Raw genomic sequence first — 16,949 nt, forward strand, 5'->3', positions numbered from 1 at the left:
CCGTTGCCCAGCCTCGTTCTTTCATCGCCCCATGAGCCAAGCCGAATCTGCATCACCTACGCCCGCGTCGAACAACAGCCCAGCCAAGACCGACGGTCAAAGCGTCGGCCACAGCGGCAATGCGCTGCCCATCGGCCATCGCCTGCACGAATTCGAGATCACCGGCCTGGTCGGTGAAGGCGGCTTCGGCATCGTCTACCTGGCGCATGACACGCAGCTGGAACGCACGGTCGCCATCAAGGAATACATGCCGGGTTCGCTGGCCACGCGGGCGGGTGATCTGTCTGTGACGGTCAAGTCCGAGCGCCAGCGCGAAACCTTCACGCTGGGCATGCGCAGCTTCGTCAACGAAGCCAAGCTGCTGGCCTCGTTTGACCACCCCGCGCTGATCAAGGTTTACCGCTTCTGGGAAGAAAACGGCACCGCCTACATGGTGATGCCCTACTACCAGGGGCCCACGCTCAAGACCTGGCTGCGCGAGCAGAAACAGGCCCCCGATGAAGCCTGGCTCAAGGGCATGCTGGGCCCGCTGATCGACGCGCTCGAAGTCATCCACGCCGATCACTGCTACCACCGCGACATCGCCCCGGACAACATCCTGCTGCTGGGCCCCAACAAGCCCTTGCTGCTGGACTTCGGCGCGGCACGCCGCGTGATCGGTGACGCCACCCAGGCGCTCACCGTGATCCTCAAGCCCGGCTATGCGCCCGTGGAGCAATACGCCGAAGTGCCTTCCATGAAGCAAGGCCCGTGGACGGACGTCTACGCCCTGTGCGCCGTGCTGTACGCGACCATCATGGGCAAAGCGCCAGCGCCCTCGGTGGGCCGCATGATGAAGGACGACCTCACGCCGATCTCGCAATCGGCGGCTGGCCGTTATTCCGCGCCCTTCCTGGCCGCGATCGACGCCGGCCTCACCGTGCACCCCGAGCAGCGTCTGCAAAACATGGCCGCCTTGCGTGAGCGCCTGTTTGCCACCGAGTTGCCACCGGGTGTCAGCGCACCGCAAGTCGTGAATGAAGAAGACGACCGCACGGTGATCCTGCCCGCCGGCACGGATGCGGCCACGCTGGTGAAGGAGGCGCAGGCCCACACGCAGCAGCTCACCCAACAAGGTGGGCAGCAGGCCACCCAGATGACGGCCATGGCCACGCCGCACACAGCCTTTCCGCCCACGCAAGTGCACCAGCCAGCCCCCGCATCAGCCAGCAGTTCACCATCGGCGCCCTCCGCTTCTGGCAGCAGCGCATCCAGCAACAAGCTGTGGATCGCCCTGGCCGCCCTGGGCATCGCTGGCGGTGGTGGCGCCTGGTTCCTGACGCGATCCGGCCAGAGCGGCCCGGCTGCGACGGACACCGGCGCCTCGCAAGTATCAGCCGCCAACGCGACGCCGGCCAGTGCCCCGGCCTCGATCGCGGCAGCCAGCAGCACGGCCGCACCGGCCACGCCACCCGCCATGCCCGCGCAACGCGATCCCTTCACCATCGTGGCGGCGCTGGAAGACATCGTGCGCAGTGCCGACCCGCTCATGTCGGTCAACACCCTCACCGACAAATCCCAGCTCGTGATTGGCAAGGACAAGCTGCTGTTCGAGGTCAAGTCCAGCATCCCCGGCTACCTCTACGTGTACCTGGCCGGCACCGATCAGAACCACTTCTACCTGCTCTTCCCCAACGCGCTGGACAAAAACAACCGCATCGAAGCCAACAAGCTGGTGCAGCTGCCGCGCAAAGGCTGGCACATCACGGCGGGCGGCCCGGCGGGTGTTAACCATATCGTGACCATGGTCTCCCCCTTCCCGCGCGACCTCGACAAGCTGGGCCTGAACATGGCCGACACGATTCCCGAGTTCGACATGGCCCAGGCCGCCAAGGCCTGGCGCGAACACAAGGGCCCGGGCAGTCCCTTCGTGCCACCTGCGTTGTGTGACGGCGCCTCACCTTGCGAACAAGGCTATGGCGCCTCGCTCGTCCATATTGAAGAAGTGGCCACCCGTTGAAATGGGCTGACACCAGCCACAGACAGGCACACAATCGGCAAACAGCCAGTGACATGGTGGTCGATTTGCCTGATCACCGGCAGGACTGAGAGGACAGAATCCTTCCGGGCAGGTGCGTGTACCGGCCCAACCTGATTGCAGTCCAACCACCTTCTTCGATGACACAGCCCGCGCCACTGCCGTTTAACGAAGCCCAGCGTCTGGCCAAACTGCGTGAACTGGCGGTTCTCGACACCGAGCCCGAACCGCTGTTCGACACGATCGCGCGCCTGGCAGCCCAACTGTGCGGCGTCCCGGTGGCGTTAGTGTGCTTCGTGGATGCCGAGCGCCAGTGGTTCAAGGCCAATGTGGGCTTGCCAGGTGTGCATGAAACGCCCCGTGATGTGGCCTTCTGCGCCCACGCCATCCTCACACCGGATGTCATGGAAGTGCCGGACGCCACACGCGACGCACGCTTCCAGGCCAACCCGCTGGTCACCGATGAGCCTGGCATCCGCTTCTATGCGGGGGCACCCATCAAGCTGCCCGATGGCCTTCAACTGGGCACCCTGTGCGTGATCGACCGGCAGCCCCGCATCCTGTCGAGCAAGCAGAAGCAGTCCCTGGAAGAACTGGCCCAGATCGCCGCCCAGGCCCTGATGATGCGCGAACGCACCCGCTACCAGGCGCTGGCCGCCGGCAGCACCCTGGCCGAGCAGATCGCCAACAACGAAGCGCTGTACCGGGCCATCGTGGAAGACCAGACGGAGTTGATCTCCCTGTCCACGCCCGAAGGCATCCTCACTTTTGTCAATGCGGCCTACAGCAGGCAGTACGGCAAGCCCACCGAAGCCATCGTGGGCACCAGCCTGTATGACTACGTACCCGAAGCCGAGCGCCCCCTGGTGCGCGCGCACCTCAGCCGCGTACTGATCCATCGCGAAACGCTGCAAGACGAGAACCGCACCGTGGCCAAGGACGGGCGCCTGCACTGGATGGCCTGGACCAATCGCCCCGTCGTCAACGACCAAGGCGAGGTCACCGGCATCCACTCGGTCGGTCGCGACATCACCGAGCGCAAGCTGGCCGAACAGTCGCTCAAGGAAAGCAAGATCAGGCTGCGTTCACTGTACGAATCGACGCCCGCCATGTTGCACTCGATCGATCAGCACGGCATCTTGCTGACGGTCAGCGACACCTGGCTGGCCAAGATGGGCTACACGCGCGAAGAGGTGATCGGCCGCTCGTCCGCCGATTTTCTGGCGCCTTCATCGTACGAGTACGCCCGCAACGTCGTGCTGCCGCGCTACCTGCTGACCGGCCGCTGCGACAACGTCGAATACCAGATGGTGCGCAAGGACGGCAGCCTGATCGACGTGCGCCTGTCGGCCATCATGGAAAGAGATGGCGAAGGCCAACCCGTGCGCTCGCTGGCCATCCTGGAAGACGTCACCGAAAAACACGCGGTGGAAGCCGCGCTGCATGCCAACCAGGAGCGCCTGACACTGGCCACCCAGGCCAACGAGATCGGCATCTGGGAGCTGACCTTGCCCGAAGGTCGGCTCACCTGGAGCGACATGATGTACACCATCTTCGGCCTGCCGCGTGAGCAGTTCACCGGCAAGCTCGATGACTGGGCCAAGTGCATCCACCCTGAAGACCTGGCCTACACCAGCCGTGAATTGACGGACGCCATCAAGGGCCACAAGCCGCTGGATTTCGACTTCCGCGTGCTCCACCCCAACGGCCATGTGCGCTATGTGTATGGCCGCGCCACCGTGTTCCGCGATGCGCGAGGCCGTGCCACCCGCGTGCTGGGTGCCAACTACGATGTGACCGATCGCAAGCACATGGAGCGCGAGCTGGCAGAAAAGCACGAGCTGCTGCGCGTGACACTGCACTCCATCGGCGACGCCGTGATCACCACCGATGCCCATGGCCGCGTGCAATGGCTCAACCCGGTGGCCGAACGCATGACCGGCTGGCCCAATGAATCGGCCCGCAACATGCCGCTCAGCCAGGTCTTCCATGTGGTCAATGAACAGACACGCGAGCCCGAGGTCAACCCCTTCGAGCGCTGCCTGGCTGAAGACATCCATGTGGGCCAGGTCGATCAGACCTTGCTGATCTCGCGCAACGGGCAGGAGTACGGCATCGAAGACTCAGCCGCTCCCATTCGCGACGAAGACGGCAACATGCTGGGCGTGGTGCTGGTCTTCCACGACGTGACCGAGCAGCGCCGCATGGGCCATGAGATGAGCTTCCGTGCCACGCACGATCAGCTCACCGGCCTGGTCAACCGTGCCGAGTTCGACAAACGCCTCACCCGCGTCTTGGGCGAGGCGCACCAGCATGAAACCTGCCACGCGCTGATGTACATCGACCTGGACCAGTTCAAGCTGGTCAACGATGCCTGCGGCCACAGCGTGGGCGATCAACTGCTCTGCCAGGTGACCGGCCTGCTGCAAGGCTGCGTGCGGTCCCGCGACACGCTGGCGCGCCTCGGTGGTGACGAGTTCGGCGTGATCCTGGAGCACTGCACCGTCGATCAGGCGCACCGCGTGGCGCAGGACATCTGCGACCAGATGGAAGAGTTCCGCTTCATCCACGATGGCCGGCGCTTCCGCATTGGCACCAGCATCGGCCTGGTGCCGCTGGACAAGCGCTGGGCCCACACCGCCTCCGTGCTGCAAGCCGCCGACACCTCCTGCTATGCCGCCAAGGAAGCCGGCCGCAACCGTGTGCACGCCTGGTACGACACCGATCAGGCCATGCGCGCGCGCAAAGGCGAGATGCAATGGGCCAGCCGCCTGGAGCAGGCGCTCGACGACAACCGCTTCATCCTGTATGCCCAGCGCATCCAGCCCATCCGGCATGAAACCCGAGGCCTGCATTGCGAGGTGCTGATCCGCCTGCGGGACACCGATGGCAGCATCATCCCGCCCGGGGCCTTCCTGCCTGCGGCAGAGCGTTTTCACATGGCCTCCCGCATCGACCGCTGGGTCGTGCGCCATGTCTTCGACTGGCTCCAGCAACAAGGCGAGGCACTCGATCAGATCGACACCATCGCGGTGAACCTGTCGGGCCAGTCCATCGGCGACCCCACCTTCCACCGCTTCATGCAAGAGCTGATCGCCGAGACCTCGGTTGATGTGCGCAAGCTGTGCCTGGAGATCACCGAGACGGCGGCCATCACCAACCTGGTCGATGCAGCGTCCTTCATCGACGGCATGCGCCAGAGCGGTGTGCGCATGGCGCTGGACGACTTCGGCTCCGGCGCCTCATCGTTCGGCTACCTCAAGACCCTGCCCGTGGACTACCTCAAGATCGACGGGCAGTTCATCAAGGACATCGTCAACGACCCGCTGGACCAGGCCACCGTGCGCTGCTTCTGCGAAGTGGCGCACCTGCTGGGCATCTAGACCGTGGCCGAGTTCGTGGAAACCGAAGCGGTGCTGCACACCCTGCGCGGCATCGGTGTGGACCATGCGCAGGGCTATCTGGTGCACAAACCCCAGCCGCTGTGCGACCTGCTCACGCCCGTGTCCTGCACGGACTGAGCAGCGCTGCCCCGATCTGGCGGGACTTCAGAAAAATCGGCCGCTGACCACCCTCTTGAGCAAACGCCGGCTCAGCCGGTTGGCATAGTCCCGGTAGTCAATCTCGTCGGCCATCAGGTCAAGGTGCATGTGCGTGATCGTGCTGCTTGGCAGCATCCGCACGAACAAGCGCTCGCAGAACTTGGGAAAGACCAGGTAACGCATGCGATTGGCGTGATCCAGCGCACGGGTGATCTCCCGGCAGCGCTGCCGGTACAGCGGCAAGACGCGAACCTGGCCATCCGCTTGCAGCGCCGCCTGCACGGCCAAGGCCGCCTCATGGCCGCTTTGCATGGCAAAAGCGATGCCTTCGCCCGTGATCGGCTCCACCAGGCCGGCCGCATCGCCAGCGAGCAAGACACGGTCGCGCCCCGGTTCGCGCTTGTAATCGCCAAAGGGCAAGTGATGCCCCTTGATCTTGCCTGGCGGCATGGTGCCAAACAGGCTGCACAGGAAGGCCTCGAAATCCCGCTTCATGTGCGGATTGCGGGCCTGGATGCCGCCCACGCCCACCGTCACCGTGTCACGCTTGGGAAACACCCAGCCGTAACCCCAGTTCACGATCCCGAAATAGATCTCGGGCCGGTGAACCTCTCGGGTCAGCAGCGCGCGGTCCACGTCCATCTCCAGGGCAAAGGCAATCTTGCTGCGATCGTAAGCGGCGCCGAACAGCGTCCTGGCCACCAGGCTGTTGACCCCATCGGCGCCAATCAGGTAGTCGAAGCTGACCTCGGCGCCTGATTGCAAGGTGCACACGCGCTGCGTCAGGTCGATGGACGCCACCCCGTCGCCCAGGTACATGGCACTGCCCCGTGCCTTGGCCAGGCTCAGCAGGTAGTCATCGAAGTGATAGCGGTTGGTGAAGTACAGCGGCTTGTGGCCATCGACATCGCTGAGGCAGCGGTCCAGATGGAACAGGCGGATGCCGGCACACTCGTATTCGTGGGCCGGATCCCAGGCCGCATCACCAAAGATGCGGGCAAACAGCTTGCGGCTGCGCATCGAGAGCAAGCCGCCGCACAACTTGGCCCGGGGGAACGCCGCCTTGTCGATCAGGCCAACGTCCACGCCCCGGCTCGCCAAGGTGTAGGCGGCGGACGAGCCCGCCGGGCCGCCGCCCATCACCAGGACGGCATGGTGCCGCCTCACACCCGGCACCGAGGCCTCACCGACGCAGATCAATCTTTGGACACGTCCGTCACGATGGTGACGCGGCGGTTCTCGACCGCAGCAGGATTCTTGGCATTGAGGACTTCGCTGTCGCCCTTGCCCACGGCCTTCAGGCGCTTGGCCTCGATCGAGTGGGCGCTGATCAGGTAGTTGCGCACGCTCTCGGCACGTTGTTGTGACAAGCTCAAGTTGGCGTCATGCACGCCGCGTGGATCGGCATGGCCTTCCACATTGAAGCCGTAGTCGGCCAGCTTGTTGTTGCGCAACGCGGCGGCCACCACATCCAGCTGCTTCTTGGCCTGAGGAGTCAGGTCAGCGGAATTGGTCTCGAAGGTGATGAGCAGCGACGCGCTGGGCTTGCGCGCGGCTTGCTGGCCGGGGGTATCGCGCTGCACACGCAGGCTGCGGGTGACCACGGGCTCCTCGGGCGTCAGGGCGTCGATCAGGTTGGTCTCGGTCACAGCCTTGCCTTTGAGCACGGTGGTGGGCGCAGGGCCTTCAGCGTGGGCCTGGACGTGGGCCAAGGCCAGGCCAGCCGACAGGGCGGCGGCCAGCAGAGAGCGGGTCAGAGCGAAAGTGGACGACGTGTTCATGACAGGTCCTTAGGAATCATGTTGACGGCTGCACTGTAGAGCGGCCATTCGGATAAGAAAAGCGACTTTTGTCACCGTGGGTTTGTTCCCGGACACTCAGCCACCGATGCGGGTGACCTCGGCAGGATTGCCAGCCCAAACAGCCACTGCAGTGTAGTTGTCCTGGTTGGCGATGCGGCACTGTGCCACGATAGCGGCCATGTCATCCAGCCACTGGCGGGGCGTGTCAGCCCGAAACAGGGTGCGCTCCAGGTCTTCCAGCTCCAGCTGATCCCACCAGCCGTCCGAACACAGCAGAAAGACATCACCTTCGTAGACGGGCTCGGGCTGCTTCGTGACGTGCACATTGGGCGTCTCATCACTGCCCATGGCGGCCAGCAACTGGTTCTTGCGCGGGTGGTGCTTGGCTTCTTCGGGCTTGATGTAGCCGGCGTTCACCATGTGCTGCACCACGCTGTCATCCACCGTGAGTTGCTCGGCACGCCCCTGACGGATGCGGTAGAGGCGCGAATCGCCCACGTGGGCCCACAGGGCCTGGCCCACCTCGGCGTCAATCCAAAGCGCCACCACTGTGGCGTGCATGCGCTGGTGGCTGGGCAGCCCTTGCTGACCCGTGTTGAGCACCTCGTTGGCATCCTCAATGGCCGCCTCCAGCACCGCAGGATTGAACACCGTGGCGCGCTGCAGCAGCACCGTGGCCGTGCGCACCACGATGTCGGAGGCCATGGCGCCATTGCTGTGCCCCCCCGCACCGTCAGACAAAATGGCGTAAACCTGGGCACCGGACGTGCCGTGACGCAGGTCGTCCTCGTTGTGCGAACGTTGGCCGACTTCGCTGTGGCTCGCTACTTCAATGTGCATCATGCAGAGGGGCTGGTGGGCGCAGCAGGGTGGCGACCGGACTGGCGCCGCTCGGCGTCCAGGCGATCAAGCTGTTCTTCGTAGGCCTGCAGGAAGGCGCGGCCGAACAGGTTGTGGAAATCATCCTGCGCCTCGGTTTTCACCGACTCGTAGTGCTGCAGATACAGCTCCCAGAGTTTGGCGCGGCGGTTCATCGGCAGCAGGCTGTCGAGCATGCTGCGGCCCACCAGCTTGGTTTCCAGCTGCTCGGGCTCGAAGCGGGCCAGCACGCCTTCCAGCGCGGCGCGCATGCCCACCATGGTGCCGATGGTGTGGCCCAGCAGGTCGTCCATGGCGTCGGCCACGGCTTCCGGCCCGGTCATGAAACCGCGCATCGGGGGCTGCAGCAATTGCTCCATCGCCGACTGCGTATCGGGCGAGAACTTCAGCGGGTTGTTGCGACGCGCCTGGATCACGGTCACTTCAGCGCGCATCTCCTGCTTGGTGGCCGCACGCGCCGCCACCAGCTTGAGGCTGCCGTCCACCGTGTGGTGCAGCAACTGGCCGATGACGCGCATCAGATCCGGGTTGAGCCCCTGGGGTGGATTGAAGCGGATGCCGGCACCTTCGCAAAAGGCGTTCCACAAGGCCTGGGTATCTGCGGCAGCGGCAGGCGCCACAGGCGATGCCAGCGGCACATTGGTGGGTGCCTCGTCTTCCTTGACAGGTTCGGGCTGGTGCACCGCCACATGGGGCACGGCCGTTTGCGGGATGGGCAGTTGCGTTTCGAGCGGGGCCTGCAAAGGCTCGTGCCCCACAGGCAGGCTCAGGTCCAGCCCCAGCAGATCGTCGGCAGGCACGGGCGCGGCCTCACTCTGCCGCGCAGCGCGGGGCACGTGCACGCTGGGCACGGTCTGTGGTGACAGATCGAGGTCATCCAGCAGTGACGCGCGAGCGGGCTCGCCCAGGCCCAGATCGGCAAAGGGCGAGGCACCAGCCGCCAACGGTGCCGATGGGGACGCGGCATCTTCAGCGGCTGCTTGGGCAGGCAGCGAAGCTGGCGCGGGTTCGGCCGTTTTCGAAGCCGCAGCCGAAGGCGGCGGCATGAAGGAGAAGCTGGCCGACAGGGGCTCGCGATGAGCGGGCGCGGGCTCGGCCACAGGCGGCAACACCATCGCTGCCTGCAACTCGGGCACGTCGTCCGGCAAGGTCGCACCAGCAGATACCGCGTCACGCTCTGAAGGCGCCACCTCCACATCGGCACGCGGTGTGATCAAGGCCAGCGGGTCCAGATTGCTGGGCATGCCCGCCGCAGCCTCGGCAGGCGCGGCCGGCTCGGTCTTCTTGAGGAAGCTGGCCAGGGGATCCGAGGAGGTGCCACCACCCAGCCCAAAGAGCTGGTCGATCGAGTTGGCACCAGCCGGCGCGACCGACCCCATCAGGTCGAGATCGCCCGGCAACGCTGGGGCACCCGGATTCAAATCGAAAGGATTCGCGCTGGCTGGTGGCGTGGGCGACTTGGGCAAGTCCCAGCTGCCAGATGATGCCGATGAGGACGCGGGGCGGCCACTCGGTGAGGGTGCAGCCTGAAAGTCGGCGAAGGGATCGAAATCGTCAGGCAGGCGGTTCGAGGTGGCCACGGGCGCTGCAGGAGCCGAAGGGGCCGATGCACCAAACGCCGACGCAGCAAATGCCGGCGCCGGGCTGCCAAAGGGTGATGAGGGCAACGACGAGGCCGGCGGCGACATGGGTGCGGGCGTGCCCAGCAGATCGGCAAAGGGCGAACCCGAAGACGGTGCAGCGGGTTGCGCAAACGCCGGTGACGACGAGCCGCCGCCAAAACCGCCCAGCAAATCAGCAAAGGGTGATGCGGGTGTGGCCGCCGATGCGGCAGTCGCTGCAGGTTGGGCGACAGGCGGCGCAACAGGTGCAGGTGCAGGCGCGGGCGCACTGACCGGTACCGCCATGGACGGCGTCTGTATCGCAGACCGTTCCGCCGCTTGCATCAGGCTGGAATCGGTGCGTGGCTCCTGCCCTGAACCCACGATGACGGTGCGCGAGTCCACGGCCGCACGACCCTTGGTGATCGTGCGCGCGGTGGCATCGTTCTTTGAGTACGTGACCTGCAAGGCATAGGTACCGATCTGCAGCTCGTCGTTTTCATCGAGCAAGGCACCTTCGCCCGGCGCAATGGCTTTGTTGTTGTGCCAGATCGGATTGGCATTGCCCACGTTGAGCAGGCGCCAGCCATCCGGGCTGCGGCTGACCTCGGCCTGCAGGCGGGAAATGCGGCGCTCCGGATCGGGCAGGGCCAGCGTGTTCGTGTCCGAGCGGCCAATGGTGCCGCCGCGCTCATCGAAATATGCGGAAATCGCCTGCGTCAAGGGCTGGCCAGCCAGGCTGACGGCGCGGATGAGCAAGTGCATGAAGACTCCAGACTGCCCCTGTTATAGAGATGAGGTGGGGCGATGATCCGAATGGTGTCTGCGTAGCTGACCTTGGTCAATCAACGAAAGTCATGCGGGACACGCGCAAAACTGCGCGAGGTCAAAGAAGGCCATGCCAGGCTTGCCAAAGCAGCACGGCGGCAAAGATCAAGGCCGTCATCAAGCGCCCCTTGGCGGCTGGCGTGATGCGCCTGTGTCGGACGATGTCCAACATGCCCAGCACGAACAAGGCACTCCCCACCACGGCCAACACAATCATGGGATCGATATTCACGACAAGGCTGCCTCTTCTTCAGCCAGCCAGCGACTTTGCCGCCAGGCGGGCGCTGCAACGGGAAACAGCCTGGCGCCAGGGCGCAGCAAGCAAAGGTATTCAGCGGCCATGATGCGCTGACGTTGCCCTTTGGACTTGAGCACCTCGACGCAATGCTTCGGACTGGGTGGCTCGCCCGCGAAGTAACGCTGGCCTGGCAAGAAGCGCTGGGCATTGGCCTGCCACCAGGCCTGTACCTTGGCTTGATCGGGCCAGGGCAAGCTGTCGTCTTCGTCCAAAGCGACGTTCTCGTCTTCGGGATTGTCATGGGGGCCAAAGTCGACGCCCTCGGGCGGCTTGCGCTCCAGGTCAAGAAAGGCGAGGTCGACACCGGTGATCATGCTGAAGGCTTCGCCCGACAAACGCGCCCACACGTCATCGGCCATGTGATGAATCAGCCAGGGGATGACTTGTACGTCCCCCACCCAAGCGGCCAAGCGCATCATGCGGCGCTTGTGCGGGACACTGGTATCGGCTTGTGAGGCCATGGTGCGCACCTGATCACGCCCCCATTCCATGGAGGCGGCAATAGTGGCCAAACGGTGGGCGGCTTCGCAGGGCAGACCGCTATCGTCGTCAGGGTCGGCTTGCAACAAAACGGCGCGCACGTTGTCTGCTGCGCCTGCAGCCCACAGCGTCAAAGCCCAGCTGGCGGCCAAAAGAACGGCCTCATGGCCTGGCTTGGCGGGGTGATTGAGCACATAGCGTGCGGCATCAGCCAAGCCCACGCGGCCCATCTGGCCCGCGACACGCCAGGCCCGAGTCTGCACAAGTGGGTCTGCGTCCTGCAGCGCTTGAGCGAGCACCGGGCCCGGATCCACGCGGTGCATGGCACAGGCAGCCAGGCCCCAGGCACGGTGTTGGGGCACCGTGCTGCCAAGCAGGGCGCGCACAGTGCCTTGCAGGTCTTCTGACGAGACCCAGCCCATTGCAGAAAGAAAACCGCGTTCGGCCTCGGTCGTTGTTGCAGCCAGCGCGACAGCCCGCTGCAGCCAGCTTGCGTCACGGCGTTGAAGCGCTTGCGTGACCAGGATGAAGAAGCCCCCAGTCGAGAAATCGGCAAACGTCGGCTCCAGCAGGGTCAATCCCTCTGCATCGGCAACGGCAACGGCAATGCCGTCCAGATGCGCGGCCAGGCGATCATCCACGCGACGCAAGCGATGCAGTTGTACGTGAGGCGCGCGCAGCAAGACTGCCCTCACCTGACGAAGGCTGGCAGCGTCGTCAATATGCTGGCGCAGTACGGGTAGCAGTGGCTTGCGGGGCATGAGGCTCTTCCCTGGCCTTCCTTGAAAGTGAGGGTTTCAAGACTCGGCAGAGCTTTCCTCGCCATATCTTCCGAGAAATGGCAAGTAACTCTGCGCAGGGTTCAGCTGTTTCACGGATTGATTTTCCAGACCATAGCCTTCATCACCATCCGAGGATGAAATGTAGATCAAGATATTTTCCCGATCCTTCCCAAAGAATCCGTTCTGGTCCATTTTCTTGAGGGCAGCGATCATGCAGTCGTGAACTGAATTCTTATATGCCTCATAAGCCTCTGCGGACCTCGGCATGGTTTTCCTGTAATTTTCCAGATCCAGATAAATACCATTGAACAAATCGGCCTTCCAGCCCTCATAAGCCCACTCTGCCGACGCCCATTTATAACAAGCGATCTGCAATTCATTGGTTTCACCTGTATCTCGCACCTTCACTTCATGCTGCTCTAGGCTGTTCGCTGAAGGCAATATCGTCCAGGCATCACCGTCTGTATACAGAACAAATACATAAAAGTGCTCGTTCGATTTTTCAGTCCGCAATGAGTCAAATGCTGCACTTGCCGCCGTCACCACGTCATTCGTTAGCTTTTCCCAGTCCATTCTAGCGCTCCAACAAGAAGAGATTCTTAAAAATTAACCAAAGACTTCGGCGCCCGCCTTCTGAATTTCCGCAAACATCAAAGCTTGCGTACACGGACAGGTTGGGTCCAACTTGTCTTCTTGAAATTTCTTATCGGCGGCCTCCAATTTATCAGCAATTTTCTCTGCATTCTCGCCGCTATGGCCCTCGTTTTCGGCCCACATCAACGCCCTCATGTCGTTAACCGGATCGATGTTGTACCTCGCCACGACCGCCCGACTTCTGGTCAGCGCCGCCCGAATTCTCGGGTTACCAAGGAATTCCCCTTTGAAGATAATGTGGTGACCATGCGGCCTGGCCATACCGGCAGGTTTGGGGACACCGCTTGCGGCCAGCTTGTCACCCCAGCATAAACCGAGCGGATCCACCCACATGATGGGATTGGGGGCATATGCATAAAAGTTTTCCCCGCCCAGCAATCCAATTGGGTCATTCGAGACAAACCGCCCCACATCCGGGCTGTAATATCTGAACCGGTTATAGTGCAACCCGGTTTCGGCATCGAAATATTGCCCATGAAACCGCACCCTCTGTTCAATCTGCGCGACGTCTTCGACAACGGCATTACCCCAGGTCGAATAAGTCATCTGCCAGCTCAGCTCGCCAGCTTCATTACTGGCCTCCATCGGCGTACCGAGATGATCGGTATGCAGATGGTGCACCTCACCGTTGTGGACCTGCGCCAGAAGTTCAAACGACTCCGGGCGATATAGGTAGGCGATCTCATTGCCTCCACGCCGTTCCAACGCCATGTTGTCGCGGTCCCACGCAAAATGCGTGGTGCCAAAGGCATCTCGCTTGGCCACGCGCCGGCCAAGTGCATCGTAGACATAGGTGTAGGTCTGTTGAGTCGCAGCCTCGGCCGGCCCTCGCGCCACATCAGCCCTCACCAGCTGGTGCGCCGCATCCCACTCGAAAAGCGTGTGTGTCTGCGCCGCACTGCCGCGCTTGCCCTGCAGGCGCTCAATCAAGTTGCCATGCTCATCGTAGGCATATCGTGCGTCCTGCCACACCAGCAAACGATTGCCGTGCACCATGTCGCCGCTCGGCGCACTGGCCGGCAATGGGTTGCTGGCCGCATCCCAATGGAACTGCTCGTTGAGCGCCATCGGGCTTCGACTTGCATCGCCGGGCACGCCCAACGCACCCCAATCCCGCAACATGCCGATCTGAGATTGCGCGATGCGGCCGGCCGCGTCATAGCGATAGCGCGTGAGGCCTCTCTGGCGGTCCAGCCATTGCACCAGTTGCCCCGCCGGATCGTACTGGTAGTGACGCTCGATCACCCCCTTGAGGCGAGCCTGCACGTCACCAAAATCACGCGCTTGAGCCACTGTATTGAGGTCCAAGCCGGACAGCGAACCTGGCTGCCCACCGCGCATCGCACGCTGTGCGCTCAGACGCCCGGAGTGATCGTAAGCAAACTCGCTGCGCAATGCGCCCTGCGTACGGCTGACCTCGCGGTGGAGCGCGTCGTGCTCGAAATCACTGACGACATGACCATCCAGATTGAGCTGGTGCAGGTGGCCGGAGCCATAGAACAGTTGATTGAGCGTTCTGCCGTTGGGCAACACGGTTTGGGTTCGATTTCCCAGCGGGTCGTACTGGTGCTTGAGTTCAAACACCTGAGCACCCAGGCCTGGGTTAAGCGTTTGTGTCTCCGCCAGCAATTGCCCCAAGGGATCGTAGGCGAGCGTCACCTTCGACCACGCGTTGTTCGCTTCGGTCAGACGCCCCAAAGCGTCGTATGCAAACTGGCTGCTGGCCGCGTACTCGGCTGCTTCACCCACGTGGTGTTTGGCCGTGATGCGCCCCATGGGGTCGTGCTCGAAACGCGTGACCTTGCCCGGACCGAAGTCGGAACCACCGCGCTCGATCAAATGGGTCAGCCGGCCAACTGGATTGGACACATAACGTTGATGGCGACCGTCAAAGCCCACTTCGTCGGTGATACGGTCAAGCAGGTCATATCCAAAGCTGCTGATTTCACCGTTCTGGTTGGTCAGTGTGATCAGGCGCCCCGCATGATCGTATTGGTAGCTCAGGGTATGCCCCAGCGGATCGGTGCACACCAGCGGAGCGCCAGCACCGTTGTAGGACCATGTCGTGACCTGGCCCAATGGGTCCACATAACGAACAAGGTTGCCCTCGCCATCCCAGGTACAGCAGTGGCGCGCGCCGCCAGGCTCGATGAGTTCAAGCAACTGCCCCAAGGCGTCGAACTGGTACGTGGTTTCCCGCCCGAGCGCATCGATGCTGCTGCGCAGGTGCCCCAGCACGTCATAGCTTCGACGTGTGGTGTGACCTGAGCAGTCGGTGTAGGCCAGGAGATTGCCAGCCTCGTCCCATTGGAGGGTTTTACGCTTGTCCAGTGCATCGACGATCGCAGTGACCTGACCCAGCGCATCTACTTCGTAGCGCGTGGTGTGTCCCAAAGGATCGGTGCTGGCGATGAGATTGCCGCGCTCGTCGTATTGACGCAGCCATTCGCCACCCCCAGCATCAGCGAGCTTGACGGGCAAGTCCAGCGCGTTGTAGTCGACTTTGGTTGCATTACCCGCCGCATCCATCATCAATGTGAGGTTGCCGCGCGCATCAAAGGTGGTGTGGGTGACCTGCCCCAGCGCGTCCGCGCTGGCTGTGGGCCGCCCTTGATCATCGTAATCGTGACGTTCAACGTTGCCTTCGGCATCGTGCACCGCAGTCAGATCTTGCCGGGCATTCGAAACGAAGACCGTCTCTCGACCCAGTCTGTCTTGAATCCGGGTGCTGCGTCCGTTGTAGTCGAAGCGGTCACCTGTGCCATCGTCCAGCGCGAGTGACTCAATGACTCGACCGGATGGCAGCAAACGGTCGTAGCGGTTGGCAAAGCGTTGTCCGGTGGCGAGGGTGTATCCCACCAACAGGTGCTGATCCCACGTATAGCTGCGGGTGTAGCCATTGGGGTTGGTATGACTCACCAGATCAGGCTGATTGACCGTTTGACCTGAAGCGATCGGCGCGGCAACGCCGTATTGATACCGGGCCATCGGCACACGTGTCTCGCCCATGGCGACAACGACTTCGGCCAATTGCCGGTGTTCCGTCCACAGCAGGCGCAGCGTTCGACCAGCGCTGTCGATCACGCTGTGCGGCCTGGGTGGCAAAGCCCGCGCATCAAATCGTTCGCCAAAGTCCTGCTCATCAAAGGCCAGTACGACCCTTCTGAAGTTGCGGTCCTGCAAGACCTCCAACGGTAAGCGCACTTGCGCAGCGTTGCGCTGACGATAGTGCTGAATCAGACCCTGATTCTGGCGAATCGCCCAGTGGTGTGGTGCAGGCCGCGTCAGCGTGAAGCGCTCGTACGCCTGGAAGTGAGACTGCCCCACTTCAATGGTCGGCAGCACCACCTCGCGGCCCTGCGCGTCCCAATAGCGTATGACGTCATCTTCAATCCACAACTCGGTGGCCAAGGGATGCGACCAGCCTTGGCCAAACCAGCCGTCGCAGCGTGCATCACCACTGCGATAGCGCCTGCGCCATGCCAACTTGATCGGGCCAGTCAGCTCGAAATCCAGTTGATCCAGGGCTTTCTCGCCCGTCGCAATGATGACGGGGTGGCGGGACTTGAAGGCGCGCGTGCTCATGAACTGATCACTTCGTCGCAGCGCAGGTGGTGCAGGCAGACACGTCTGGCGGCGCAATCGCGTCGGTATAAGGCCAGGGCGGTGTGTTGCCAGGCATGGAGCCTGCATGGTTATGCGTGGTCAGATCCATCATGCGAACCACGTTCTCGCCTTCCACCTTCACGTCCATCGACCACATGGTGAAGTACACCTTGCCCATGTTCTTGTGTGTGACCACGCCCTTCATCGGCGCAGCGCCAGCTTCATCGCCAGAGCTCTTTTTGAAGCAGCTCTTGTTCTTGAGCATCACTTCGCCGCCCGAGATCTGCACGGTCGTAGAGCCATCGCTGGTATCAGATGCCATGCCCGTGTTGGGGTAGGGAATGGGCACACCTGGTGGCGTGGCAGGTGTTTGGGGCGGGGTCATGCAAACATCCGGAAAGGCGCAAATAGACTTGCCCGCAGCCTGCTTGCAAGCCACCTCACGGGTATTGGCATACAC

The 16,949-nt window shown here is 62.9% G+C and carries 12 protein-coding genes; 3 read left to right on the plus strand and 9 right to left on the minus strand.

Annotated features, from left to right (window positions below):
* Positions 1 to 31: 31 nt before the first annotated feature.
* From HY836_RS02935 to HY836_RS02945, 3 genes are all read left to right on the plus strand, one after another.
* The gene (locus HY836_RS02935; RefSeq protein ID WP_290673411.1) at positions 32 to 1,999 is read left to right on the plus strand and encodes a serine/threonine-protein kinase; all 1,968 of its coding nucleotides are present in this window, start codon (positions 32 to 34) and stop codon (positions 1,997 to 1,999) included.
* Positions 2,000 to 2,157: 158 nt separating this feature from the next.
* On the plus strand, positions 2,158 to 5,400 hold the full coding sequence (locus HY836_RS02940; RefSeq protein ID WP_290673413.1) for a PAS domain S-box protein: 3,243 nt from the start codon (positions 2,158 to 2,160) through the stop codon (positions 5,398 to 5,400).
* 3 nt (positions 5,401 to 5,403) lie between these two features.
* Positions 5,404 to 5,538, plus strand: coding sequence for a hypothetical protein (locus HY836_RS02945; RefSeq protein ID WP_290673415.1), 135 nt, complete (start codon positions 5,404 to 5,406; stop codon positions 5,536 to 5,538).
* 27 nt (positions 5,539 to 5,565) lie between these two features.
* On the opposite strand, the gene HY836_RS02950 is transcribed toward HY836_RS02945, so the two are convergent.
* The 9 genes from HY836_RS02950 to HY836_RS02990 form a co-directional block, all read right to left on the minus strand.
* Positions 5,566 to 6,759: a geranylgeranyl reductase family protein gene (locus HY836_RS02950; RefSeq protein ID WP_290673417.1), complete on the minus strand. Its 1,194-nt coding sequence runs from the start codon at positions 6,757 to 6,759 to the stop codon at positions 5,566 to 5,568.
* Positions 6,756 to 7,340, minus strand: a complete 585-nt coding sequence (locus HY836_RS02955) for an OmpA family protein (RefSeq protein WP_290673419.1) — start codon at positions 7,338 to 7,340, stop codon at positions 6,756 to 6,758. The genes HY836_RS02950 and HY836_RS02955 overlap by 4 nt, the downstream gene beginning before the upstream one ends.
* 96 nt (positions 7,341 to 7,436) lie before the next feature.
* Complete coding sequence (locus tag HY836_RS02960; protein WP_290673421.1) at positions 7,437 to 8,201, minus strand: protein phosphatase 2C domain-containing protein; 765 nt, start codon at positions 8,199 to 8,201, stop codon at positions 7,437 to 7,439.
* On the minus strand, positions 8,201 to 10,606 hold the full coding sequence (tagH, locus tag HY836_RS02965; protein WP_290673423.1) for a type VI secretion system-associated FHA domain protein TagH: 2,406 nt from the start codon (positions 10,604 to 10,606) through the stop codon (positions 8,201 to 8,203). Before tagH ends, HY836_RS02960 begins: the two co-directional genes overlap by 1 nt.
* 121 nt (positions 10,607 to 10,727) lie before the next feature.
* A complete protein-coding gene (locus HY836_RS02970; protein WP_290673425.1) occupies positions 10,728 to 10,886 on the minus strand; it encodes a hypothetical protein in 159 nt (52 codons plus the stop codon).
* Positions 10,887 to 10,897: 11 nt separating this feature from the next.
* Positions 10,898 to 12,208: a TIGR02270 family protein gene (locus tag HY836_RS02975; RefSeq protein ID WP_290673427.1), complete on the minus strand. Its 1,311-nt coding sequence runs from the start codon at positions 12,206 to 12,208 to the stop codon at positions 10,898 to 10,900.
* A 36-nt stretch (positions 12,209 to 12,244) separates the two neighbouring features.
* Positions 12,245 to 12,802: a DUF4303 domain-containing protein gene (locus HY836_RS02980; RefSeq protein ID WP_290673429.1), complete on the minus strand. Its 558-nt coding sequence runs from the start codon at positions 12,800 to 12,802 to the stop codon at positions 12,245 to 12,247.
* A 33-nt stretch (positions 12,803 to 12,835) separates the two neighbouring features.
* Positions 12,836 to 16,468: an RHS repeat-associated core domain-containing protein gene (locus HY836_RS02985; protein WP_290673431.1), complete on the minus strand. Its 3,633-nt coding sequence runs from the start codon at positions 16,466 to 16,468 to the stop codon at positions 12,836 to 12,838.
* Between the two features lie 7 nt (positions 16,469 to 16,475).
* Positions 16,476 to 16,949: a DUF4150 domain-containing protein gene (locus HY836_RS02990; RefSeq protein ID WP_367114608.1), complete on the minus strand. Its 474-nt coding sequence runs from the start codon at positions 16,947 to 16,949 to the stop codon at positions 16,476 to 16,478.

The organism is Aquabacterium sp. (assembly GCF_016234775.1).
In the GTDB taxonomy this organism is placed as follows: Bacteria; Pseudomonadota; Gammaproteobacteria; order Burkholderiales; family Burkholderiaceae_C; genus Aquabacterium.